The sequence below is a fragment of the Cupriavidus sp. SZY C1 genome (genome assembly GCF_032190535.1).
GTDB classification, from domain to species: domain Bacteria; phylum Pseudomonadota; class Gammaproteobacteria; order Burkholderiales; family Burkholderiaceae; genus Cupriavidus; species Cupriavidus pauculus_C.
Window position 1 is genome coordinate 45705 of sequence record NZ_JAUANU010000005.1, and the last position, 24945, is coordinate 70649.

20 protein-coding genes and 2 tRNA genes are annotated in these 24945 nt (G+C 69.3%); 5 read left to right on the forward strand and 17 right to left on the reverse strand.

Translation table 11 applies throughout. The features are described from left to right. Window positions 1-56: 56 nt before the first annotated feature. Window positions 57-527 carry an Lrp/AsnC family transcriptional regulator gene (locus QTN24_RS10025; RefSeq protein ID WP_124686657.1) on the reverse strand — a complete coding sequence of 157 codons (471 nt, stop codon included), beginning with the start codon at window positions 525-527 and terminating at the stop codon, window positions 57-59. 167 nt (window positions 528-694) lie between these two features. On the opposite strand from QTN24_RS10025, the gene QTN24_RS10030 reads away from it, so the two are divergent. Continuing rightward, window positions 695-976: an AsnC family transcriptional regulator gene (locus QTN24_RS10030; RefSeq protein WP_313836742.1), complete on the forward strand. Its 282-nt coding sequence runs from the start codon at window positions 695-697 to the stop codon at window positions 974-976. Here QTN24_RS10030 and QTN24_RS10035 read toward each other — a convergent pair. After that, entirely contained in the window at window positions 965-1900 is a 936-nt protein-coding gene (locus QTN24_RS10035; RefSeq protein ID WP_313836744.1) for a LysR family transcriptional regulator, read from the reverse strand. The two genes, QTN24_RS10030 and QTN24_RS10035, sit on opposite strands and share 12 nt — an antisense overlap. A 115-nt stretch (window positions 1901-2015) precedes the next feature. Between QTN24_RS10035 and metE the strand changes: the two genes are divergently transcribed. Next, entirely contained in the window at window positions 2016-4406 is a 2391-nt protein-coding gene (gene metE, locus QTN24_RS10040; protein ID WP_313836746.1) for a 5-methyltetrahydropteroyltriglutamate--homocysteine S-methyltransferase, read from the forward strand. Window positions 4407-4558: 152 nt separating this feature from the next. Next, entirely contained in the window at window positions 4559-6664 is a 2106-nt protein-coding gene (locus QTN24_RS10045) for a TonB-dependent receptor (protein WP_313836747.1), read from the forward strand. An 8-nt stretch (window positions 6665-6672) separates the two neighbouring features. Here the strand turns inward: QTN24_RS10045 and QTN24_RS10050 are convergent, their stop codons facing one another. The 15 genes from QTN24_RS10050 to QTN24_RS10120 all read right to left on the reverse strand — a co-directional run bounded on the left by QTN24_RS10050 (window position 6673) and on the right by QTN24_RS10120 (window position 23361). Continuing rightward, window positions 6673-8334 carry a M30 family zinc metallopeptidase gene (locus tag QTN24_RS10050; RefSeq protein ID WP_313836748.1) on the reverse strand — a complete coding sequence of 554 codons (1662 nt, stop codon included), beginning with the start codon at window positions 8332-8334 and terminating at the stop codon, window positions 6673-6675. A 191-nt stretch (window positions 8335-8525) separates the two neighbouring features. Then, window positions 8526-9935, reverse strand: a complete 1410-nt coding sequence (locus QTN24_RS10055) for a DUF1254 domain-containing protein (protein ID WP_313836750.1) — start codon at window positions 9933-9935, stop codon at window positions 8526-8528. A 299-nt stretch (window positions 9936-10234) separates the two neighbouring features. After that, window positions 10235-10311 (reverse strand) — tRNA-Arg (locus QTN24_RS10060). Between the two features lie 82 nt (window positions 10312-10393). Then, complete coding sequence (locus QTN24_RS10065; protein WP_253700238.1) at window positions 10394-11182, reverse strand: hypothetical protein; 789 nt, start codon at window positions 11180-11182, stop codon at window positions 10394-10396. A 505-nt stretch (window positions 11183-11687) separates the two neighbouring features. Beyond that, window positions 11688-11774: transfer RNA gene (locus QTN24_RS10070), tRNA-Leu, on the reverse strand. Between the two features lie 104 nt (window positions 11775-11878). Next, complete coding sequence (locus tag QTN24_RS10075; protein WP_313836751.1) at window positions 11879-13159, reverse strand: amidohydrolase family protein; 1281 nt, start codon at window positions 13157-13159, stop codon at window positions 11879-11881. A 32-nt stretch (window positions 13160-13191) separates the two neighbouring features. Next, window positions 13192-14145 carry an ABC transporter permease gene (locus tag QTN24_RS10080; RefSeq protein WP_409559004.1) on the reverse strand — a complete coding sequence of 318 codons (954 nt, stop codon included), beginning with the start codon at window positions 14143-14145 and terminating at the stop codon, window positions 13192-13194. Continuing rightward, a complete protein-coding gene (locus QTN24_RS10085) occupies window positions 14142-15233 on the reverse strand; it encodes an ABC transporter permease (protein ID WP_313836755.1) in 1092 nt (363 codons plus the stop codon). Before QTN24_RS10085 ends, QTN24_RS10080 begins: the two co-directional genes overlap by 4 nt. After that, window positions 15223-16782 (reverse strand): ABC transporter ATP-binding protein, encoded by a 1560-nt coding sequence (locus QTN24_RS10090; RefSeq protein ID WP_313836757.1) that lies wholly within the window; start codon window positions 16780-16782, stop codon window positions 15223-15225. Before QTN24_RS10090 ends, QTN24_RS10085 begins: the two co-directional genes overlap by 11 nt. Before the next feature lie 75 nt (window positions 16783-16857). Beyond that, on the reverse strand, window positions 16858-17865 hold the full coding sequence (locus QTN24_RS10095) for a BMP family protein (protein WP_313836759.1): 1008 nt from the start codon (window positions 17863-17865) through the stop codon (window positions 16858-16860). Between the two features lie 54 nt (window positions 17866-17919). Further along, entirely contained in the window at window positions 17920-18609 is a 690-nt protein-coding gene (locus QTN24_RS10100; RefSeq protein WP_409559005.1) for a TetR/AcrR family transcriptional regulator, read from the reverse strand. Window positions 18610-18637: 28 nt separating this feature from the next. Continuing rightward, window positions 18638-19327, reverse strand: coding sequence for a uracil phosphoribosyltransferase (gene upp, locus QTN24_RS10105; RefSeq protein ID WP_313836763.1), 690 nt, complete (start codon window positions 19325-19327; stop codon window positions 18638-18640). A 111-nt stretch (window positions 19328-19438) separates the two neighbouring features. Further along, window positions 19439-20746, reverse strand: coding sequence for a URC4/urg3 family protein (locus QTN24_RS10110; protein ID WP_313836765.1), 1308 nt, complete (start codon window positions 20744-20746; stop codon window positions 19439-19441). After that, entirely contained in the window at window positions 20743-21981 is a 1239-nt protein-coding gene (locus QTN24_RS10115) for a GTP cyclohydrolase II (RefSeq protein ID WP_124685180.1), read from the reverse strand. The genes QTN24_RS10110 and QTN24_RS10115 overlap by 4 nt, the downstream gene beginning before the upstream one ends. 276 nt (window positions 21982-22257) lie before the next feature. Beyond that, window positions 22258-23361 (reverse strand): acyltransferase family protein, encoded by a 1104-nt coding sequence (locus QTN24_RS10120; RefSeq protein ID WP_124685181.1) that lies wholly within the window; start codon window positions 23359-23361, stop codon window positions 22258-22260. A gap of 242 nt (window positions 23362-23603) precedes the next feature. Here QTN24_RS10120 and QTN24_RS10125 point away from each other — a divergent pair, with 242 nt between their 5' ends. Then, window positions 23604-24506 (forward strand): amino acid ABC transporter substrate-binding protein, encoded by a 903-nt coding sequence (locus QTN24_RS10125; protein WP_313836768.1) that lies wholly within the window; start codon window positions 23604-23606, stop codon window positions 24504-24506. Window positions 24507-24662: 156 nt separating this feature from the next. Next, window positions 24663-24944, forward strand: a complete 282-nt coding sequence (locus QTN24_RS10130; RefSeq protein WP_313836770.1) for an amino acid ABC transporter permease — start codon at window positions 24663-24665, stop codon at window positions 24942-24944. Window position 24945: the final 1 nt, after the last annotated feature.

The following is a 24945-nucleotide window of genomic DNA, read 5'->3' on the forward strand; positions in this document are numbered from 1 at the left end:
TCAGCATTCTATGCTGCCGATATCGGGATGAACAGTGGCGGACCGCCGCCCCGGGCTCACGGCTGGACCGACGGCTCGCGCTTCAGCGTCCGCAACACGAACGTCGAGTGGCTGTGCCGCAGGCCCGGCAGCTTGTAGAGCTTGTGGCGCAGGAACTCCTCGTAGCCCTCGGTGCCGGCCACCGCCACCTTGATCAGGTAGTCGTACTCGCCCGTCAGCAGATGGGCTTCCAGCACTTCGGGCAGTTCGGCCAGCGCCTCGCCAAAGCGGTGAAGCATGTCGTCGTCATGTCGATCCAGCGTCACTTCGATCAATACGGTGTCGGGCAGGCCCAGGGCCTTCTGGTTCAGCAGCGCCGCGTAGCCGCTGATGACCCCGGCATCTTCCAGGGCCTTCACGCGGTTCCAGCAAGGCGTGGCGGACAGGCCGACGCGCTCGGCCAGCTTGGCGTTCGAAATCCGTCCATCCCGGCGCAGTTCGCGCAGGATGCGGCGGTCCATGTCATCGAGTTTGGGAACGTTTGTCACGAGGTTGTCGGCAAGAAAAAAGAATTCTCCGTAAATATACGCCGAACCACGTATTTCTTCTCCATTTCGAATCGGAATGGAGAAAATTCAGAAGCCCATTTTGCCACCCGGCTGGTAGATTTACCGGACCCCTAGCGAATCACTTCGCGCCACGAACCGGACCCGCCATGCCCGCCCTGCACCTTTCCCTGCAACTCGACAATGCCGACGTCTTTGGCAGCCTGGAATGGGTATTGGCCAACGCCCGTCGCACCGGCCTGTCGCTCGCGCAAATGCATTTCGACGCCAGCCGGGCCAATGCCGTGCGGCTGCACTGCGCGGCGCCGGCCGTGGAATTGCTCGAACTGTTCGTGCGGCGGGTGGCCCACGGCGTGGACCTGGACATCGTCGATGCGGAATTTTCCGACGATGTCGATGCCGTTGAGGCCCAGGAGCCGCTAGCCGCCTGACGGCCCGGCGTCGTCCAGCAGTTCGATGCCGTCCAGCTCGGCCGCGCACGTTTCGCGCACGATCGACACGAAATCGCCCACGTACGGGCGGTCCGCCATCGCCACCGGCAGCACGGCATAGAGCTCGCTCCACAGGCCCTTGGCGCCGATGCGCTTGGCCAGCACGTAGTCGTGATCGACGTAGTTCTTGACGCCCCAGTTGGGCAGCGCGGCCACGCCGCGGCGGCTGGCCACCAGTTGCAGCACCGCCACGGTCAGCTCGGCCGTGCGCCGTTCCAGGTGGATTCCGGCCGGCTCCAGCACCTCGCGGATCAGGTCGATGCGGGTTTCGGGCACCGGGTAGGTAATCAGCGTCTCGCCCGCCAGGTCGGCGGCCTCGATGCGCCGCTTGTTGCGCAGCCGGTGCTCGTTGGCGATGACCGCCAGGATCTCGAAACGGAACAGCGGCGCCACCGCCAGCCCGCGCTTCGACGGCGGCTTCGACCCGATCACCATGTCCGCCTTGCCCTGCGCCAGCAGCGCCAGCGGATCGGCATGAAAGCCGGCCACGAGGTCGATTTCAACTTCGGGCCATCGGCGTCGGAATTCGTCCATTACGGGCATCAGCCAGTCGAAGCAGGTGTGGCACTCCAGCACCACGCGCAGTTCGCCCCGGGTATCGCTCTTCAGGCGCAGCAGGTCGCGCTCGGCGGCGCTGATGGCGGCCAGCGCCTCGCGCGCCAGCGCCAGCAGCCGTTCCCCGGCCGGCGTGAAGCGCAGCCCTTGCCGCGTGCGATCGAACAGCGCCATGCCGTAGTGCGCCTCGATGGCCTTGATCTGGTGCGACAACGCCGACTGGCTCACATGCACGCGCTCGGCGGCCGTGGCGAGCTTGCCCGAATCGGCAATGGCCACCAGCGACCGGAAATGCCGGACCTCGATCATCGCCCCACCCCTGTGACTTGAATGAAATTCATACTTTGTTTAAAACATCTCGCTTGATTCATTCTAGCCGGGAATCGACACTGTGCGCCACGACAGACATCACCGGAGCACAGGCATGGCACAGACACACGTTTTGGGTTTTCCGCGCATCGGCGCACGGCGCGAGCTGAAGTTCGCGCAAGAAGCGTTCTGGCGCGGCGAGACCTCGGAGGGCGCCCTGCGCGAAACCGGCGCCACGCTGCGCCGCCGCCACTGGCAGCTGCAGGCCGATGCCGGGCTGGCCACGGTCGCGGCCGGCGACTTTGCCTGGTACGACCAGATGCTGGGGCTGACCACGCTGCTGGGCGCCCTGCCCGCCCGCTTCGGCTTCGATGCCGCCGCGCTGACGCTGGCGCAGTACTTCGCGCTGGCCCGCGGCAACGCCGAGCAGCCGGCCATGGAAATGACCAAGTGGTTCGATACCAATTACCACTACATCGTCCCGGAACTGGACGCCGACAGCAGGTTCGATGGCGGCACGACGTGGTTCTTCGACGACATCGACGAGGCGCTGGTGCAGGGCCTGCCGGTGCGTCCGGCGCTGATCGGGCCGGTGACCTACCTGTGGCTGTCCAAGTCCCACGTGGCCGGTTTCGACCGCCTGACGCTGCTGCCGAAGGTGGTGGCAGCGTATCGGCGCATCCTGTCGCAACTGCACGCCCGCGGCATCGAATGGGTCCAGATCGACGAGCCCGCGCTGTGCCTGGACCTGCCGCCCGCCTGGCGCGACGCCTACGACCACGCCTACGCGGCGCTGGCCGATAGCGGCGTCAAGCTGCTGCTGGCAACCTACTTCGACACCGCCGAGGACCACGCCGCCCGCGTGGCCACGCTGCCGGTCCACGGCTTTCATATCGATCTCGTGCGCGCCCCGCAGCAACTGCAGGCGTGGCTGGCCGTGCTGCCGGCCACGGCCGTGCTGTCGGTTGGTGTGATCGACGGCCGCAACATCTGGCGCGCCGACCTGCGCAAGGTGCTGGCCACGGTGGCGCCGCTGCACGCGAAGCTGGGCGACCGGCTCTGGCTGGCGCCGTCCTGCTCGCTGCTGCACGTGCCGGTGTCGCTGGACGCCGAGACGCGGCTCGATCCCGAACTCCGAAGCTGGCTGGCCTTCGCCACTGAGAAGCTCGACGAGTTGCACACGCTGGCCACCGCGCTCGTGCATGGCGAGGCCGCCGTGGCAGACAAGCTGGCCGCCGCCGATGCCGCGCTGGCATCGCGCCGCACCTCGCGCCGCGTGGTGAACCAGCAGGTACAGAAGCGCCTGGCCGCCGTGACAGCCGACATGGCCGAGCGCGCCAGCCCGTTCGACCATCGCATCGTGCGGCAACGCGACGCGCTGAAGCTGCCGCCGCTGCCCACCACGACGATCGGATCGTTCCCGCAGACGCCCGCCATCCGCCAGACCCGCGCCGCCTACAAGCGCGGCGACATCGGCGCGCTGGAGTATCTGGAACGCATTCGCGGCGAGATCGAGCTGGCCGTGCGCAAGCAGGAGGCGCTGGGCCTGGACGTGCTGGTCCACGGCGAGGCCGAGCGCAACGACATGGTCGAGTACTTCGGCGAGCAGCTTTGCGGCTATGCGTTCACCGAGAACGGCTGGGTGCAGAGCTACGGCTCGCGCTGCGTCAAGCCGCCCGTGATCTTTGGCGACGTCTACCGGCCGGAGCCGATGACTGTCGATACCGCGCGCTTCGCCCAGTCGCTGACCGACAAGCCGATGAAGGGCATGCTGACCGGCCCCGTGACGATGCTGCAGTGGTCGTTCGTGCGCGACGACCAGCCGCGCGCGCAGACCGCCCGCCAACTGGCGCTGGCCATCCGCGACGAGGTGTGCGACCTGGAAGCGGCCGGTATCCGCGTGATCCAGATCGACGAACCGGCGCTGCGCGAGGGGCTGCCGCTGCGGCAGGCGGACTGGGCCGCGTACCTGGAGTGGGCGGTCCAGGCGTTCCGGCTGTCGGCGTCGGGCGTGGGCGACGAGACGCAGATCCACACCCACATGTGCTACGCCGAGTTCAACGACATCCTGCCCGCCATCGCCGCGATGGACGCCGACGTGATCACGATCGAGACCTCGCGCTCGGCCATGGAGCTGCTGGAAGGCTTTGGCGCGTTCGACTACCCGAACGAGATCGGGCCGGGCGTCTACGACATCCATTCGCCGCGCGTGCCGACCGTGTCCGCCATGACCCGGCTGCTGGAGCGCGCCTGCGAGGTGATTCCGCCGGAACGGCTGTGGGTCAACCCCGACTGCGGACTTAAGACGCGCGGCTGGCCCGAGACCGAGGCAGCCCTGGCCAACATGGTCAGCGCGGCGCGCGCGCTGCGGCAGACGCTGGCCGGACAGGCGGGCACCCAGTGGAAGCGCGCCAGCCGGCCGGCGGCGGGCGTGGCGCATGCCGCCGGCAGCCATGTGCACGGCGCCGCCTGCGGACCAGCTTGCACCGGGCAGGCGGCGCTGTAGGCCGACGCAAACCGGCTGAGCTTATGCGCTGAAGCGCACGTTGCGTCGCTGTGTCGCATGGCGCGGCGGCGTGCGTCTTCGTATGCTTCGGGTCGAGCCAAACAAGAACATGCGAGCCACGCCGGCCTCTGGCGTGGGACTCGACCCAGCGAATGAAACTAGCCACACCTTGGCGCCGCGTTGCGGTGCTGCCTGCCGCCGCGCTGACCGGCGCGGCGTTTGCCCAGTCCGCTACGGTCCCCGGCGCGGAATCTTCATCCATCCAGACCCTTCCCACCGTTACCGCCACCGCGCAGGCCGTCGGCTCGCTGACCGCGCCGGGCCTGGCCCGGCAGCGCCAGTCGCTGTTCCAGTCGGCCGGCTCGGTCGGCTTTGTCGAGGCGCAGTCGTTTGCCAACACCTATGCGTACGACCTGCGCGACGTGCTGAAGGACTCGCCCGGCGTCTACGTGCAGGACCGCTACGGCCAGGAACTGCGGCTGTCGGTGCGCGGCTCCGGCGTGGCGCGCGGGTTTCACACGCGTGGCATCGAGATCCTGCAGGACGGCGTGCCGACCAACTTTGCCGATGGCAGCGGCGACTTCTACCAGATCGATCCGCTGTCGCTGACCGCCGCCGAGGTCTACAAGGGCGGCAACGGCCTGGCCTACGGCAGCACCACGCTGGGCGGGGCGATCAACTTCACCACGCCCACCGCGCTGACCGCCGAGGCGCCCAACATGGTGCGCGTGGACGGCGGCAGCTTCGGCACGATCCGCGGCAGCGGGCAAGTCTCGCGCCAGATCGGCCAGTGGGACTTCCTGGCCAACGCCACGGTCAGCCACGCCGAAGGCTGGCGCAACCACGAGCGCGGCCAGTACGAGCAGATCAACGCCAACGTGGGCTACCGCTTCAGCCCGGCCGTGGAGACGCGGTTCTACTTCGGCGCCTACATCGTCGACCAGCTGCTACCCGGCGCGCTGACGCTGAACCAGGCGCTGACCACGCCGCGCATGGCGTCGGCCAGCGCGCTGGCGGGCGACCAGGCGCGCAACACCCGCACCGAGCGGCTGGCCAACGTCACCAGCATCCGGCTCGACAACGGCCAGATCGACTTCACGACGTGGGGCATCCACAAGAGCCTGTACCACCCGATCTTCCAGGTGGTGGACCAGGACAGCTGGACCTACGGGTTCGCGCCGCGCTACACCGGCACGTTCACGCTCGGCGGCATGCGCAACCAGCTGATCGCCGGCGCGCGGTTCTTCGGCGGCAACAACAACGCGCGGCAGTACGTCAACGTGAATGGAGACCGGGGCGCGCAGACGCTGAACGCCCGGCAGGACGCCTACAACTACGAGGCGTACCTGGAAGACCGCCTGTACGTGCTGCCCACCGTGGCGCTGATGGCCGGCGCCAAGGCCTACCGCAACCGGCGCGAGTACACCGACTTCGGCGGCCTGCCGGCCAATCCCGCCGCCAAGTCGGACGCCACCACGTTCAGCGGCGTCAATCCGAAGTTTGGCGTGCTGTGGGAGCCGAAGCCGGACATCCAGGCGTTCGTCGACATCACGCGCAGCGCCGACGTGCCGGACTTCTCGGACCTGAACCAGACCATCGGCACCACGCAGCAGTTCGTGCCGCTGGCCGCCCAGCACGGCTGGACGCTGGAACTGGGCACGCGCGGCAAGTGGGATCGCTTTGCCTGGGACGTGACCGCCTACCGGTCGCTGCTGCGCGACCAGTTGCTGCAGTACACGGTCAGCGCCGATATCCCGGCATCGACGTTCAACGCCGGCAAGACGGTGCTGCAGGGGGTGGAACTGGGCGCCAGCGCCGAGCTGCTGCGCGACGTGGCCGCCCGGGGCGACAAGGTGACCGTGTCGCAGATCTGGAACTACAGCGACTTCCGCTTCGACAACGACCCGGTGTACGGCAACAACCGCATCGCCGGGGTGCCGAAGCACGTGCTGCGCACCACGCTGGCCTACAGCCGCAACAGCCGCCTGCGCGTGGCCGGCACGATCGACTGGGTGCCCAGCGGCGCCTATGTCGACTACGCCAACACGCTCAAGGTACCGTCGTACGTGCTGTTCGGCATCGAGGCCAGCTACGAGTTCGAGCGTGGCGTGACGCTGTTCCTCGACGCCCGCAACCTGGCCGACAAGCGCTACATCAGTGACTTCAGCACCGTCACCGACGCGCGCACGGCCAACACGTCGGTGTTCTACCCCGGCGTCGGCCGCGCGTTCTACGCCGGGGTACGGTACCGCTTCTGACGGCGGGCTTACACCTTGCCGTCGTGGATCACCACCGACAAGGTGGTGCGCGGCGGCACCGTCACGCTCTCCCGGTACGTCCCCTTGACCTGGCGCCGCACGACTGGCGCCATCGCATACGGCGCCAGCTTGTCCTGTAGCTCTGCGGGCAGCTTGCGCGTGGCGACCTGGGTCTGCAGGTCGATGGCGGGCAGCGGGTAGTCGGCGTCGGTGCGCGCCGGATAGCCGTAGCCGCCGGGCACGGCGGCGGCCGGCACCAGCGCGCCGACACTGGCTGCCCAGCGACGCAGTTCGGGCACCATGCCCGATTCCGGCCGCACCGCACGGATGGCCGCGTCCAGCACCTGTTCGGACGCGGTGTGCGTGCTGTCGTTGAGCAGCTTGCGGAAGAACGGCATGCCGAGTTGCCGGTTCAGGAAGCCGCCCCACGCCCCCCAGACCCCATAGCCGTCGCACGCGTCACCGGCCTTCGGCCACACCGTCACGCTGCAGCCATACATCGGCGTGGTCAGGTACTGCGGCAGGCGGTAGTCGCGCACCTCGTTGTATCCGTCGCCAAGGATGTGGGTCGCATAGTCCTGCACCATGACGGCCGAGCCCTCGTCCAGCCAGTCGGCCAGCGCGTAGTCGGCGCCAAGCCGCACCGGCCGGCGGTAGAAATTCTGCATGTGCAGCGATTCGTGGACCAGCGTCTGGATCGTGGTTCTCATCCCGTCTGGCCTGTCGCCGGACAGCGTGGCGGTATTCAGGAACACCGCGACGGCCTCGTTGCTGGTCGATGTCTCCGTCCCCGGCTCGTTGACAAACGCGTTGGCAGCCAGGAAGTAGCCGGCGGTGCCCTCCTCGGCCAGCCGCAGCAGCACGATGTTGACCGGCTGGCGGTCCGGCGCGATCAGGTCCGACTCGGTGTGCGGGCCCCACATCGGCCCGCCGATGTCGACCAGGAAATCGTGGATTCCGTCGCGACGAGCATAGATCGTCGCGATTGCATCGAGCATGGCGTCGGTCACCTGGCCGGGCCCGTACGCGCTGTCCTCCAGCCAGACGTTGACGACCACGCCGTCGCGCGTGGTCGTCTGGCGGCGCAGCGTGGTATCGCGCGGCTCGCCATCGTCGGTGTACCAGGGCCGCTCCGCGCCGGGCTGGCTGTCGATGACACTGGGCAGCCGCGACCCGCCGTCCAGCGTATCGGCCGCCATCGGCGGCGCACCCTTGCGCGCCTTGAGCCGCTCCAGCCGCTCGATAAATCCGCGCGTGTTGAACGCCCGGATCCGGTCGGCCGTCGACACCCCGGCATAGGCCACCGCGACGCGGTTCATCGCCATCTGCGGCACCTGCGCCGTCGCCGGTGACGACTGTGCCACGGTTGGCGACACCGGCTCCGACTGCGGCTGCGACAGCGGCTGGCCACTATCGTTCGAGAACACCAGCGTCACGTCGTTGCCGGGCAGCGTGCCGATGGCCACCGGAACTGTGACCGGCTGGTCGCTGGCATTGGTGTAGGCCCACACACCAGTACCCCGGCCGGCATAGAGCGTCGGCGCCAGCGCACCACAGTCAGTACACGCCGGCGTCACGGTCGACACGGGCGCCGAGTCGTCACCGGAACATCCGGCAATGCCGACCGCGGCCAGCAACCATGTCAGACGCTTGAATTTGGGGGATTGCATCGTTACTCCTTCTTCCACTTCAGAACGGAGTTAGCGTGCGCGTCACGACGTCCGGGTGATTTGACGCCTTCCTAGGCCGACCCAGCTTTCAGCGAACAGCTATGCATCGCCCCTTCCCAATTTGAGATAGCGCAAAAAGAAAAAGCCCTTCCCACCAGGAAGGGCTTCTTTCCAACCACACCGGCGCCGGTTCAGTTCACGCGCTGCACCGGCGGGGGCATCCACTTGCCGTCCAGCAGTACCTGGTCGGGCCAGTAGGCGCGCATCATCAGGTTGAAGGCGTCAGGCGGGGCGGGCAGCCAGTTGGCTACCTGGTTGGCGGCCGGGCGTTCGTACTGGATGAAGATGTCGAGCGATCCGTCGCGGTTATAGCGCAGGCGGTCGCGGCTGCCGATCGAGTAGCGTTGCAACGGATTTGCGACAAGTGCCTGCTTGTCGTTGTATGCGCTCAGCGACCAGAACGCCTTGGCCGGCGGGAGCTGGCCTTTTTCGAAATGGAGCACGTAGCGGCTGCCGCCGTCGAACGGGCGGCCGGTGGCGTCGGCGCGGGCGATGGGGTAGACGGCGTCCTCGGGCAGGTTGGCGCCCAGGCCGGACATGGCCACCGCGGCGCGGCGGGCGTAGTCGGCGCCGTAGTTGCCGGCGTCGCGCTGCACGCGCCAGCCCGAATTGCCGGCCGCGTTCTTGCGGGCCTCCACGGTGATGGCGGCCAGGGCCGCCGTGGCGCCCTCCTGCACGGCGCGCGCGGTGGACGGCTCCAGCACCGTGGTCTTGAACGGTTCGCCGGCCTTGATGCCCATCCGCTGCATCTTCTCCAGCATCGCCACGTCGTCAGGGCCCGGCGGATTGGTCTGCAGCAGCGCCGCCATGCGGCTGAAGAACGCCTGGGCGTCCATGGCCGCCACCTGCTCGGCGGGTGGGGTCTCGGTGTCGATCAGCCCCACGCGCGGCATGGCCGGCGGCGGGTTGCGATTACCCTTGCGCCAGGCGGACAGCGGCACCAGCCGCAACTGGTCCTGCAGGCGATGGACGTTGCCGTAGTCGCCCTTGCCGTTGGTCTGGAAGCGGCCGATCAGCCAGACCATGCCGGTCGGCGCGCGCACCTCGGTCACGCCCTTGGGCAGGGTGCCCCGCCAGTCCGGCCCGACGATCGCGAACGCGCCGCGCCGGGTGCCGGTGGTGCGCTTGCCCGGCGCCGCGAACACGTTGGTCCAGGCGTCGACCATCTGCATCACGTAGTAGCGGCCGCCGGTGTCCGGCACGCTCAGCACCACCGGCTCGGCCGACACATCGACCCAGGCCGTGGAAATCAGCGTATCGGCATTGGCGCTGACGCCGCTGGCCAGCGCCGCGTCGGGCAGCGCGCGATGATGGTTGAAGCTGTTGGCCGGCGTCCGGGCCGTCATCACCTCGCGGGTGACGTCCATCAGCACGAGCGGATAGCCATAGGTGAACACGTCCGCCGACAACGTCTTCATGGCCTGGTCGGAGGGCGGCTGCTCGGCGGCAGGCGCGGCGACGGGCGCGGGCGTGGTCGTGCAGGCGGAAAGACAGACGGCAAGCGCGAGCACGCTTGCCAGTTGGCGTATCGATAGGTTCATGACCCCGTTTCCCAGTGTGGTGGCGACCTTTCGGGAACAACCGCTGAACGTGCCGGGGGGCGCGTGTTGCTCCGGAGGCGCATCTATTCCGAACGAATGATGTGCCTGCGGCTTGGCGGCTGTCAATGACCCCTGCGGACCGTTCCGGGGGATATCGAACACTGGTATGGCGGGGGCTGCGGCGGGCTGCGCCGCCATGTCGGACAGGCGTCACGCGGCGCGTTTTTCCAGCGGCCGGGCGCGCTGCGGGCGCCGGAAATGACGAAGGGCTTCCATTGCTGGAAGCCCTTCTATATAGGTGGCGCGGCTGGCAGGATTCGAACCCACGACCCCTTGGTTCGTAGCCAAGTACTCTATCCAACTGAGCTACAGCCGCACGCGAGGGACGCATTGTATCGCAATTCGTCGCATTCGCAAGTGCTTTTTGCAGCGGGATGTGGAGCGGCCGGCGCGGCGCGTCACCATCGGTACCTGGCGCCCACCGTGCCCCCCGCGTTGCGGCCGCCGCGTGCCTTGACCCAGAGCTTGAGCCCGGTGGGCGAGTTGCTGTGGGCGCCGACATTGAACGAGAACATGCCGCGCAACAGGTCGGTGTCGATCCGCGTGCCGTTGATGTTGATCGACTTCGTGCGGCTGTCCTGCCACCAGTCGGCCTCGACGAACGGATACACGCCATTGAGCCGCGTCGGCGCCGCGCTGTAGAGCCGCACGGCGAGCCCCGTGGCACTGACCGCGCCCGGCGGCGCGTCCCAGTTGCCGGGCACCGGCGCCATGCCGGGCCGGTACGCCATCTCCACGCGCGGCTGCAGGGTCAGGCCACTGCCACTACGCGACAACGGCGCGTCCAGCGCCAGCGCCATGCTGCGCGCGCGGCTGTCGAGCGTGCCGGTGGCGGTGGTGGCATCGTCGAGATGAACGGCCGGCGCACGTGGCGCGCTGCTGAAGCGGGCCACCACGCGGTCGATCGACGCGAGGTTGATCGTCACCGGCTCGGCGTCGACGGCCGCGTCCGGCGGGTTGCGCGACGCGCGCACGGGGACGGGCAGGTCCGGGCCGTCGTCGAGCATGGCCATGCGCGGTGGCGCGAGCGACGGCGGCGCGTCCAGCGCCTGCGCGGCGGCCACGGCCGGCGGCTCGGGCGGCGGACCCAGCGCGGGCGCGTCCGGTGTCACGGACGCCATCGCCAGCGCGTCGCGGCCCGACATGCCGTCCATCGACTCCTCGGCATGCACCACGGCGCTGAGCATCAGCGCGAGTACGAAATAAAGGGGGAGACTGGCGTGCCCGGGATGCGCGCAGACGCGCCCCTCCCGGCCGGACCATTGCCCGGCACACTCCTCTCTCCCGCACATCAGCTGTACGGACATGGTGACCACCTCGTCGGGCGTTGTAGGAAGCATGCCCGATCAGCTTGAGCATAGGTCAAAGGCCGTGCGACGGTTAGCGTCGAATGTGCGATGGCCCGCCGCCTGAATGGCTGACGTCAGGGGGGAAAAGGGATGAGTTGGATGATGTCGGACGAGAGAAGGAGTCCGGGAGAGATTGCCCTTTCTGTGCGTACAAAAGAAAAAGCCCTGCTCGATGAGCAGGGCTTTTGAATTGGTGCCCAGAAGAGGACTCGGTCACCCGGGCGCGACCCCGGGCTGGGCTTGCAAGCCCAGCCTTTTCGAGTCCTCGCGGGCAGTCCTCAAGGACTGCCCTTTCTGGGCGTACAAATGAAAAGACCCTGCTCGTTGAGCAGGGTCTTGAATATGGTGCCCAGAAGAGGACTCGAACCTCCACAGTGTTGCCACCGCTAGGACCTGAACCTAGTGCGTCTACCAATTCCGCCATCTGGGCTTCGTTTCGCTGCATTGCTGCGGCGATGCGAAGACCGTGATTATGCTGAGCGGGCCAGGGGCTGTCAACACCCTTTTCGCAGAAACCTTAAAAATCGGAAACCGTCAGCCCCGGTGTAGCCGGAAGTCGACTTCGGCCGGCCGGCCCGGCAGCGACAGGCTGGCCGTGGCCGGGGCCGTGCGCGCCAGCACCTTGCCCGCGCGCATCACCAGCAGACGCGTGGCCCGCAGCCGGATGGCCTCGACCGGGTCGCGGGCCTGCAGCAGAACCAGGTCGGCGCGGCAGCCGGGCGTCAGTCCGTAGCCTTCCAGCCCCAGGATCGTGGCCGGGGTTTCCGTCACGGCCCGGAAGCACGCGCGCATGCCGTCCTGCCCGGTCATCTGGGCCACATGCAGGCCCATGTGGGCCACCTCCAGCATGTCGCCCGAGCCCAGGCCGTACCAGGGGTCCATCACGCAGTCGTGGCCGAATGCCACCGGGATGCCGGCGGCCAGCAGTTCCGGCACGCGGGTCATGCCGCGACGCTTCGGGTAGCTGTCGTGGCGGCCCTGCAGCGTGATGTTGATCAGCGGGTTGGCGATGGCGGCCAAGCCGGCCTCGCGCATCAGCGGCAGCAGCTTGGACACGTAATAGTTGTCCATCGAATGCATCGACGTCAGGTGCGACCCGGTGACCCGGCCCTGCAACCCCAGCCGGACCGATTCACTGGCCAGCGTCTCGACATGGCGCGACAGCGGGTCGTCGCTCTCGTCGCAATGCATGTCCACGCGCAGCCCCCGCTGGGCCGCCTCCTCGCACAGCAGCTTCACGGACGCCGCCCCGTCAGCCATCGTCCGCTCGAAATGCGGGATGCCGCCCACCACGTCCACGCCCATGTCCAGCGCGCGCCGCAGGTTGTCCAGCGCGCCGGGCGCGCGCAGCACCCCGTCCTGCGGAAACGCCACCAGTTGCAGGTCCAGGTACGGACGCACCCGTTCGCGCACGTGCAGCAGTGCCTCGGTGGCCAGCAGGCGTGGATCGCAGACGTCCACGTGCGAGCGGATCGCCAGCAGCCCCTTGGCCACGGCCCAGTCGCAGTAGGCCAGCGCGCGCTCGACGATGGCCTCCTGCTCCAGCATCGGCTTCAGCTCGCCCCATAGCGCGATGCCCTCCAGCAGCGTGCCGGACGCGTTGACGCGCGGCAGCCCGTACGACAGCGTCGAATCCATGTGGAAATGCGCGTCGACGAACGGCGGCGACACCAACTGGCCGGCCGCGTCCAACTCCTCGCCGGCCGTGGCCGCCAGCCGGGGCTCCACGGCGGCAATCCGGCCGTCGGCGATGCCGATATCGACATCGGTACGGCCATCGGGCAGGTTGCAGTGACGCAGGATCGTATCGAACATGGGGATGGGTTCCGTGGGATTCGGTTGCAGGGTCAGCGCTCGCCCTTGCGGTACGGCTTCATCAGCGCCTGCGGATAGGCCGCGCGCCGCGCCACCAGTACCAGCGCAAGGATCGACAGGATATACGGCAGCATCAGGTAGATCTGGTACGGCAGCGGCGGCAGCCCCGGCAGGCTGGCGCCGCCCTGCTGCAGCCGCAGTTGCAGCGCGTCGAACGCGGCGAACAGCACCGCGCCCAGCAGCGCGCGCCCCGGCCGCCACGACGCGAACACCACCAGCGCCACGCAGATCCAGCCGCGCCCGTTGATCATGTTGAAGAAGAACGCGTTGAACGCCGACAGCGTCAGGAACGCCCCGCCCACGGCCATCAGCGCCGACCCGGCCATGATCGCGCCGATGCGCACCATGCCCACGCGGATGCCCTGCCCCTCGGCCGCGGCCGGATTCTCGCCAACCATCCGCAGCGCCAGCCCCAGCGGCGTGCGGTAGAGCAGCCAGGCCAGCAGCGGCGCCATCAGCAGGGCCAGCAGCGTCAGCGCGGTCTCGGCGGCCATCACGGTGCCCACCAGCGGCACGCCGGCCCACCCTGTCATCGGCGGGAACGGGGTGATCGTCGGCGGCGTCGATACCTGCGCAAAGCCCAGCCGGTAGGCATAGTAGGACAGGCTCGTGGCCAGCATCGTCACGCCCAGCCCGGACACGTGCTGCGACAGCGCCATCGACACGGTCAGCCAGCCATGCAGCAGCCCGAACGCCAGCCCCACCGCCGCGGCCACCGCCACGCCGCCCCAGAGCGGCGCGCCCTGGTAGACGGCCAGCCAGCCGGAGAACGCCCCGGCCACCATGAGTCCCTCGATGCCAAGGTTGAGCACGCCAGCGCGCTCGCACAGCAGCACGCCGAGCGTGCCGAAGATCAGCGGCGTGGCCACGCGCAGCACCGCGATCCAGAACGGCGCGCCGGCCACGATATCGAACAGTTCCATCAGGCCACCTTCCCGATCCGGTCGAAGCGGATGCGATAGCGGGTCAGCATCGTCGCCACCAGCATGGCCAGCAGCGCCACGGCGACGATCACGTCGGCGATGGCATTGGGCACGCCCACCGCGCGGCTCATGCCGTCCGCGCCCACCAGAATGCCGGCCACGAACACCGCCGACGCCACCACGCCAATCGGATGCAGCCCCGCCAGCATGGCGATCACCACGCCGGTGTAGCCATAGCCGGGCGACATGTCGAGCGTCAGGTAGCCGGTGCGCCCGGCCACCTCCACCACGCCGGCCAGCCCGGCCAGCGCGCCGGACAGCATCGCCGCCAGCAGCGTCACGCGCGCCACCGGCATGCCGGCAAACGCGGCGGCGCGCGCGTTGGCGCCCACCGCGCGCATCTGCAGCCCGAACACCGTGAAGCGGTTGATGGCCCAGACCAGCACCGCCAGGCCGATGGCCGCCAGCAGGCCGCTGTGCACGCGCGATCGCTCCAGCAGCCGCGCCAGTTCCAGCTCGGGCACCAGCGCCACCGACTGCGGCCAGCCCATCGCCAGCGGGTCCTTCATCTGCCCGTCGAGCATCGTCGACACGCCCAGCAGGACAATGAAGTTCAGCAGCAGCGTGGTCACCACCTCGTCCACGCCGAGCCTTGTCTTGAGCATGGCTGGCAGCAGCAGCAACAGCGCGCCGGCCAGCATGCCGGCCGCCACCATCAGGCCGAACAGTACGCCCGGCGGCAGCGAGGCGGCCCACGGCGCCGCCGCGCCATCGACCTGCCCGCCCACAGCCACCGCCGCCAGCGCGCCCAGGTACAACTGTCCCTCGGCGCCGATGTTGAAAAGCCGCGTGCGGAACGCCACCGCCACGGCCAGGCCGGTCAGGATCAGCGGCGTGGCGCGCGTCAGCGTCTCGGACCACGCAAAGCGCGAGCCGAATCCGCCTTCCAGCAGCAACAGGTAGGCCCGGCCGACCGGCGCGCCGGCGGCCGCCACCAGCAGCGCACAGATCAGCAACGTGACGACGATGGCGCCCACCGGCGCCATGACCAGCGCGGTACGCGACACCGCGGAACGGGCTTCAAGCCGCATGGGCCACCTCCGCGTCGGCATGGCTGCCATCGGCGCCGGCCATCGCCAGGCCAATCGTGCCGAGCGTCCAGGCCGGCGTGGCGCGCGCGGCGCCCAGCCGGCCCGCGTGAATCACCGCGATGCGGTCCGCCAGCGCCATCAGTTCGTCCAGGTCTTCCGAAATCAGCAGCACGGCCGCGCCGCGCGCCGCCGCCTCCAGCAGCTGGCCGCGCACGTAGGCCACCGCGCCAATGTCCAGCCCCCAGGTCGGCTGGCTGGCTACCACCAGCACCGGCGCCTGCGTACCGCGCACCGAGAACGCGCGGCCCAGGATCAGCTTCTGCATGTTGCCGCCCGACAGCGCGCGGGTCGGCACGTCGATGCCGCCGCCGCGCACGTCGAAACGCCGCACCAGTTCGCCCGCAAACCGGCGCGCCGCGCGGCCCCGGATCACGCCGCCCCGCACAAAGCCGGGCTGGCCCAGTTGCTCGACGATGGCGTTCTCCCAGACCGCGAGGTCGCCCACCGCGCCCTCGGCGTGGCGGTCCTCGGGAATGCGCGCCACGCCGGCCGCGATCCAGCGGCGCGGCGCGGCCGGCAGCGCCTGCCCGTGCAGCGTGACCTGCCCGGCGGACGCGGCCACCACGCCGCTCATCAGTTCAGCCAGCGCCACCTGTCCGTTGCCCGAGACACCCGCGATGCCGACGATCTCGCCCGCATGCAGCGCCAGCGACACGTCATGGAGCCCCGGCCGCCCGGCCACGGCCGGCACGGTCACGCGGTCCAGCCGGGCCACCACTTCGCCCGTGGCCGTGGGCGCGGCGCGCACCGGCATCTCCACGCGGCGGCCCACCATCAGCTCGGCCAGTTCCGCCTTGCCCGTGGCGCGCGCGTCGCGCTCGGCCACCAGCCGGCCGCCGCGCAGCACCGCCACGCGATGCGAGACACGCAGCACCTCGTCGAGCTTGTGGCTGATAAAAATCACCGACAGCCCTTCGGCAATCAACTGCGCCAGCGTGGCGAACAGGCTGTCCACCTCCTGCGGCGTCAGCACGGCGGTGGGTTCGTCCAGGATCAGCACGCGCGCGCCGCGATACAGCGCCTTGACGATCTCCACGCGCTGGCGCTCGCCCACGGAGAGCGATCCCACGCGCGCCTGCGGCTGCACGGCCAGGCCAAAGCGCCGGGCCAGGTCGTCGATGCGCGCCCGCGCGGCGCCGCGCCGCTGGCGCCAGCGCCACAGCGGTTCGGTGCCGATCAGGATGTTGTCCAGCACCGACAGGTTGTCCGCCAGCGTGAAATGCTGATGGACCATGCCGATGCCGGCCGCCAGCGCGGCGCGCGGGTTGCCCGGCGGCAGCGCCACGCCGTCCACCTCCACGGTGCCGGCGTCGGCCACGTAGTGGCCAAACAGGATATTGACCAGCGTGCTCTTGCCGGCGCCGTTCTCGCCCAGCAGCGCCAGCACCTCGCCACGGTGCAGGTCCAGCGAGATATCGTCGTTGGCCACCAGCGCGCCGAACCGCCGGGTGATATGCGAAAGCCGGAGGACCGGCGGTTCCTGGGACATCGATGTCGGGATAGGCAATGGATACGGCCCCGTCCGCGCGGAACGGGGCGATGCAGGGTGGACCGGCAAACGCGCTTACGGCGTCGACTTCGGCTCGGTCTCCACGACCTTGACCGCGAACTTGCCGTCGAGGATCGCCTTCTCCTTCGCGCGGACCTTCGTCATCACGTCGGCCGGCACCTTGCCCTCGAACGTGCCCAGCGGCGCCAGTTCCGCGCCCTTGTACTTCATCAGCGAATACTGGCCGTAGTCCTCGTTCCTGAACTGGCCGGCCTTGACCTTGGCCAGCGCGGCCGCGATGGTCGGCTCCATGTGCCAGAGCGCGGACGCCACCACGGTCGCCGGATACTGCGGCTGGGTGTTGATGACGTTGCCGATGGCCAGCTTGCCGCGTTCCTTGGCCGCGTCCGACACACCGAAGCGCTCGGCGTACAGCACGTCGGCGCCCTTGTCGATCATCGCGAAGGCGGCTTCCTTGGCCTTGGGCGGGTCGAACCACGAGCCGATGAAGCTCACCGTGAACTTCACCTTCGGGTTCACCTCGCGCGCGCCTTCCATGAACGCGTGCATCAGCCGGTTGACCTCGGGAATCGCGTAGCCGCCCACCATGCCGATATGGTTGGTCCTGGTCATGCCGCCCGCGATCATGCCGGTCAGGTACGACGGCTCCTGGATGTAGTTGTCGAACACCGAGAAATTCGGCGCCTGCGGCTTGCCCGACGACCCCATCAGGAACGCCGTCTTCGGATAGTCCTTGGCCACCTTGCGCGCCGCGCCTTCCACCGCGAACGACTCGCCGACGATCAGCCCGGCGCCCTGCTCGGCGTACTGGCGCATCACGCGCTCGTAGTCGGCGTTGGACACGCTCTCGGAGAACACATAGTCGATCTCGCCGCGCCCCTTGGCCTCGTTGAGCGCCTTGTGGATGCGCGACACCCACTGCTGCTCCACGGGCACCGTGTAGACCGCGGCCACCTTGACCCTGGCCTGCGCGTGGACGGCCGGCGGCAGCCCGACGGCCGCCAGCGTGGCGGCTGCGGCGGCGGCCTTGAGCCAGGTACGGCGAACGCTTCCCTTTTGCATGACTTCACTCCCCTTTTTCTGGTTGGTCGATGGTGATGATGGATAGCCGCCGGCTCAGGCGGCAGGGCTGCCCGGCCCGCTCTCTGGCGGGGCCAGCCCGCAGCCGCGCAGCAGCAGCGCCACCAGGTGCTCGGTGGCGCGCTCGAAGTCCTGCGCGTCCAGCGCGCTGACGTCCAGCACCGCGCAGACCTGCGCCTCGAAATCGGCATAGGTCTGCGTGGCGGCCCAGATCGTGAAAAACAGGTGGTACGGGTCTACCGGCGCCATCTGGCCGGCGTCGATCCAGGCGCGGATCACCAGCGCCTTGCGCGCCACCAGTTCGCGCAGCGCCTGGCGCAGCACGCCGCCAATCTCGGGCGCGCCGTGCAGCAGCTCGTTGGCGAACACGCGCGAGGCATCAGGGTGGCTGGCCGACAGCCGCATCTTGGCGCGGATGTACTGCTCCAGCGCCAGCCGCGGCGGGTAGTCGGCGCTGATGATGTCGGTCTCCGACAGCCACAGGCTCAGCGTATGCGCCAGCACGGCCCGGTACAGCGCCTGCTTGGTGCGGAAGTAGTAGTGCAGGTTCGACTTGGGCACGCCGGCGCGCGTGGCGATGTCCGCCATGGTGGCCCCGGCAAAGCCGGCCCGGGCAAACACGTACTCCGCCGCGCGCAGGATCAGCGCCTCGTTCTCCTGCCGGATGCGGCCGCCCGCCGGTGGGGCGGCGCGCGGCGCGGCGCGTGCGTGGACCCGGGCGTCCATCATGCGTCGTCCATCGGTCGGCCGCCGGTCACTTGGTGCCGTACAGCCGGTCGCCGGCGTCGCCCAGCCCCGGCACGATGTAGCCGTGGTCGTTGAGCTGCTCGTCGATGGCGGCGGTGACGATGGCCACGTCCGGATGCGCGGCCTGCAGCGCGCGCAGGCCGGGCCGCGAGGCGATCAGGCAGACGTACTTCATCGTCGTCACGCCGGCCTCCTTGAGCCGGTTGATGGCTGCCACAGCCGAGTTGCCGGTGGCCAGCATCGGGTCCACGACGATCACAAAGCGCTCGTGGATGTCCTCGGGCATCTTGAAGTAGTACTCGATGGGCTCCAGCGTTTCCGGGTCGCGGTACAGGCCGATATGCCCGACGCGCGCGGCCGGCAGCAGGTCCAGCATGCCGTCCAGGAAGCCGTTGCCGGCGCGCAGGATCGACACCAGGCAGAGCTTCTTGCCCGACAGCACCGGCGACTGCATCGGCGCGATGGGAGTGCGGATGGCGATGGTCTCCATCGCCAGGTCGCGCGTGGCCTCGTACGTCAGCAGCTGGCTGATCTCGCGCACCAGCCGCCGGAAGTTGTCGGTGGTGGTTTCCTCGCTGCGCACCAGCGTCACCTTGTGCTGCACCAGCGGATGGTTGACCACCATCACGGCGGGCGTGGCCGCGCTGGTGTCGGCAAAGGTCTCCACGGCCGTCGGTGCGTGGGTCATGTCGTTCATGGTGCGCTCCTGGTTGTCCGGGTGTCGCCCGGTGCGGGCGCAGCGGGCCGCCGGCCGCCAGGTGGGGCGGCCGGCCGATGCCTGCGCTGCGAATGCTTCGTGGTCCTGCCGCTAGAACACCGTGCCGTCGCTCTGGATCTCGAACGGCGGCGGGCCGCCCGGCGGCCGGCGCTGCGCCGCGATGCGCCGCCCCGCCGCCCAGGTGCCGCCTTCCAGCACGCGCGCCAGCGGAAAATCTTCGGCCTTCAGGCCCAGCGCCTGGCGCACCGCGTCGGCCACCAGATCCAGGCCGGTCACGGTCAGCGCGCGCCATTCCACGATCTCGGGCTCGTCCACCGTATGGGCGCGGCTGGCAAACTCGCGGTCGCGCGGCACGGTCAGTTCGAAGTCGTAGAGCAGGCCGCCGTTGCGGTACTCGGGCAGGCCGGTCAGCGCGTCCAGGCCCACCACGGTCAGGCCGCCGTCCTCCAGCGGCTCCAGCAGCGAATAGGTCAGCCACTGCGTGAGCTTGTGGAATGGCACCAGCCCGCCCGGCGCGGCCGGGTGCCGCCAGCAGTCGCCCAGCGACACGCCATCCATCTGCACGCGGCCCGGCCACACCGGACCCAGCGCCACCAGCAGCGTGCGCAGCACGAACGAGGCTTCGATCCGATGGTCCTGCGCGTGCGCGGCCAGGTAGTCGAACAGGTTGCCCAGCCGCGCCGGCGTGCCGAACACGGCCGGCGTGGCCTGCATCACCTCGCCCAGCCGGCGCAGCAGCCCGGCGCGCCCTTCCAGCCCCACCAGCGGGTTGTGCTGGGCCACCTGGAACGCCGTGGCGATGGTCGACGCGTCGATGCGGGCCAGCCGCTCGGCATCGGCGCGCAGCGGATCGCCCGGCTCGGCCGAGAAGCCGCCGCGCGCGAACAGGTCGAAGCTGGCCACGCCCAGCCCTTCGGACCGCGTCAGCATCATGTCGCTGGCCGGGTCGCGGTAGCGCCAGTCCGGCCCCGCGCCGGCATCGAGCAGCACGCTCGGGATGACGAGGTCGATGCCGATGCGCGCGCGTTCCGCGCAATGGTCGGCGCCCGACATGCCCGCGCGCTCGCACAGGATCTGCCAGCGGTTGATCGATTCCTGGCCCGGCCCGCCGCTCTCGAAATGGCGCCAGCGGCTGTGGTACGGCACCTTCAGGTCCGGGTAGCGGCGCCGGATCGTGGCGGCCACGTAGTCGGCGATGGCATGCACCCGGTCCGGATGCCAGGTAAAGCGTTCGGACTCGCCGGATGCGACGAATTCGGTCACGGCCGCGCAATGCGTGCGCACCGCCTGGCCGCTCAGCAGCGCCGCGGCGGGGTGGTCGGCCGGCACCGGGCTGTGCCAGCCGCTGCCCGTGCCGGGGTCGTGTCCGGTCGTACCTCCTGCGGGATGTTCGTTCATTCGTTCAACCCCCTGCCCTTTGCCAGGGCGAGTTCGTTGGCATCCGGCGGCGTGTAGCTGGTGAAGTAACCCGCCGCCACCTTCGCATCGATTTCCACGCGCGCATCGGCCGGGATCAGCGCATCGGGGATGGCCACCTGCTCCACCACCTCGATGCCCTGCGCGGTCAGCGCGCCATGCTTCATGTTGCTCATCGAGGCCCAGCGGTCGATGCGCCGGATCCCGAGCCAGTGGAAGACGTCGGGCATCAGTTCCTGGAACCGCATGTCCTGCACGCCGGCCACGCATTCGGTGCGCGCGAAGTACGTCTCCGCGCGATCCCCGCCCACCTGCCGCTTGCGAGCGTTATAGACCAGGAACTTGGTGACCTCGCCCAAAGCCCGGCCCTCCTTGCGGTTATAGACCACGAGCCCCACGCCGCCCTGCTGGGCCATCTCGATGCACACCTCGATGCCGTGCGCCAGGTAGGGCCGGCAGGTGCAGATGTCGGAGCCGAACACGTCGGAGCCGTTGCATTCGTCGTGCACGCGGCAGGCCACGCGCGTCTCGGGCTTGCCGAGCTGGCTGATGTCGCCGAAGAAGTAGAGCGTCATGCCGCCGATGGGCGGCAGGAAGACCTTCAGGTCCGGCCGCGTCACCAGTTCCGGAAACATGCCGCCGGTTTGCTCGAACAGGCTGCGGCGCAGGATGCTTTCCTTGATGTTGAAGCGCCGCGCGATGCCGGGCAGGTACCAGACCGGGTCGATGGCGGCCTTGGTCACGCGCACGTCGCCGTTCGGATAGAGGATGTCGCCATCGGGCTTGAGCCGGCCGGCCGCGATGGCGGCGCCCAGCTCGGGCATGTTGATGTGGGCGCGCGTGATGGCGATGGTCGGGCGGATGTCGAAGCCGGCCGCGATGCGGTCCGCGAAGACCGTGGAGACCAGGTGGCCCCAGGGGTCGAGCGAGACGATCTTGTCCGGGTCGCCCCATTGTGCGTGCGGGCCGATGGCCTCGGCCGGCGCGGTGTCGGTCAGGTCCGGCCGGTGCGCGCGCTGCAGGCTGCCCGACGCCACCGCCAGCGCGCGGTAGATCGCATAGGCGCCCGCATGCGTGCCGATGACGTTGCGCTGCGCGGGGTCGGTCAGGCTGGCGATCACGGGGCCCCGCTCCGCGGCGGTGGGCGCGCCCCACTGGATGGGCTCCGCCGGCTTGTCGCGCCGCGCGTGCGAAGTCAGGACGATGTGATCGGACATGGTCGCCTCCCCGGTGCTGCACCGGAACACGAATCCTGACCAGATGGTCAGGTTTACATGTTCATACTAGGCAACGTCCATGCCAACGCCCAAGTGGGGTTGTTACGGTTGGTGAGGACCCGTACGCACCGGCCGGGTGCGGCGGGGGACGGACATGCGGGGCCGCGCGGGTACTTCGCGGTGCACGTGCACCAGCATCCACCGGCCGGCCCGCCATAAAAAAGCGGCACGATCCGGTAAGGATGCGTGCCGTTTCTGGCGCTTAAGGGGGCCGGGTCAGCCGCCGGCCCGCTGCCCCAGCCGCCCGCGCGCGCGGTTCGGCAGCCCGGCCGTCAGCCAGCCCACCACGGCGCGCACCGGGTTGCCGGCCTCCACATAGCGATGGAAGACCGCGCCGGCGGCGTTGCTGGCCACCCAGGCGAACACCATGCCGGCTGCGTTCAGCATCGGCCGGCCCGGCGCCACGTGCGTGACCACGGCGTTGACGACCAGGCAGACCGGAAAGTGAACCAGGAACACCGAGTAAGAGATCTTGCCGAAGTACGCCGTCAGGCGGCCGCCCGGCCAGTGTTCGAGCCAGCCGCCCCGGCGCGACACCGCCAGCAGCACCGCCGCCGCCAGCGCCACCGCGATCCGCGTGCGGAAATCGACGGCCAGCGCCGCCAGGCCAATCGCGGCCAGCGCCACCAGCGCCCAGCGCGAGCGGTCAGGATGCGACGCCCAGAACGCCAGCGCGCCCAGCCCGTAGGCGCCGAAGAAGTAGACGGCCCAGATGTCCCAGGCCGCGTCGCGGTTGAACCAGAACAGCGACGCGCCGGCCAGCACGGCCACCAGGGGCACCGCCAGCGGCAGCGCCTGGCGGGCCACGGCGCGCGACAGCCAGAGCACCGCCACCATCAGCGCAAACAGCTGCAGGTCGATGGCGATATACCAGACGCCGGCCGACAGCGCGTCCACGTCCAGGATGTTGTGCAGCAGCAGCACATGGGCGACGAACTGCGCCAGATGCGGCGCGGCGGGAATGGAATCGTGCTGCATCCACGTGCGCGCGATGGCGGCGCCGGCAATCGCCACGAGGATGGCGGCCGAGAACGGCACCACCAGCTTCTGGTAGCGCCGCCAGACGGTCAGGACGGGATTGGCCACGGTCAGGTAGCCGTCGGGGGCCAGGCTGCGCGCGGCCAGGAAGCCGCTGATGACCAGGAAGACCTGCACGGCGATGCGGGCGTAGTCGGCCAGCCAGCCGATCAGGCCCGGCGCCAGAGGCTGCGCGGCGTCCGACATCGGCCCGTAGAACGCCAGGTGATGCCACACGATCAGCTGCGAGCTGACCGCCTTCAGTGCGTCCACACAGGCCAGACGGGAAGGACGGGGGCTCATTTTCGTTATTTTGTTATGCGGAAGATACAAAGTGGCGGCATTGTACCGGAACGGTGCAGCCGGAAATCCGGCGGCGCGGGGGTCGAGGGTAACGGGATGTAAGGCGAGCGGCCGGATGCCGTATCCGCCACTGCACGCGGGCCGTGGCGCCCCGTTTCCGTGCATTAGCTAATAAGAAACAAATTCTTCGCGCGGGCCGGGTGCGGGTATACCCTTGCGGCTTTCCCTGCCTGACCCCGACCATGTCGCTGACCGCTGTCCTGCCTTCCCTCCGACGCCTGCTGGCCGCCGTCGCCCTCGCCGCCGCGCTGCCCGCCGCGTTTGCCCAGAGCCCCGTGCTCGACAAGATCCGCGAGACCGGCACCATCACGCTCGGCTACCGCGAATCGGCGCTGCCGTTCTCGTTCGCCGACGATCGCGGCCAGCCCGCCGGCTACGCGGTGGACCTGTGCCTGCGCGTGGCCGACGCCGCCAAGCAGAAACTCGGCCTGAAGGACCTGAAGGTGCGCTGGCTGCCGCTGACCCCGCAGAACCGCGTGCCGGCCGTCGTCAACGGCCTGGCCGACCTGGACTGCGCGCCCAACACCAATACGCTGGAGCGCCAGAAGCAGGTGGCTTTCAGCGTGTCGCACTACGTGTCGACGGTGCGGATGCTGGTGCGGGCCGATTCGGGCATCCAGTCGTTCAGCGACCTGCGCGGCAAGACCGTGGTCACCAGCGCCGGCTCCACGGGTGACCGCCATGTGCGCCGCCTGAAGGGCGAGTACGGCTTCCACGACGTCTACGCCAAGGACCACGGCGAATCGTTCCTGCTGCTGGAAACGGGCCGCGCCCAGGCTTTCGTCATGGACGACGTGCTGCTGGCCGGCCTGCGCGCCAAGTCGAAGGACCCGTCGCAGTACGTGATCGTCGGCCCGGCGCTGTCGGTGGAGCAGAACGCGCTGATGATGTCGAAGGCCGATCCGGCCTGGAAGCAACTGGTCGACCAGACGCTGACGCGCACATTCGCCAGCCCGGACGCCGCCGCGCTGCAGAAGCGCTGGTTCCAGCAGCCGATCGGCAATCGCGGCACCAACCTGGCGCTGGCGCCGTCCGCCGAGGTCGTCAACGCCTGGAAGCACCCCTCCGACGCCGTGACGGAATAGCCATTTCCGGGGCGCCGCCCCCGGATAACCCCTGAGTTGACGCCCCGCCAGCCCTTGTCCACACTGGCCCGAGCCCGGTTCTACCGTCCGGTAGGCCAGGCGACAACACGAACCGCCTTCGTGGAACCCACCGGCGGCAACTCAGAGGAGAACCCGATGCACAAATTGATCGCCACCGCCATCGCCCTGGGCCTGGCCACCGCGTCCGCAGCCGCCGTCGCCCAGGACAAGAAGTCGTTCGATCCGTACTCGCAGGGCGCCAAGGCCGGCGAGAAGTTCGACACGTACAGCCAGGGCGCGAAGTCGGGCGACAAGTTCGACCCGTACTCGCAAGGCGCCAACAAGAGCACCCGCGCCGACCTGACCGACCAGACCACGGCCGCCCCGAAGCAGCCGAAGGCCAAGAAGTCGACCAAGAAGGCGGCGCCGGCGAATTGAA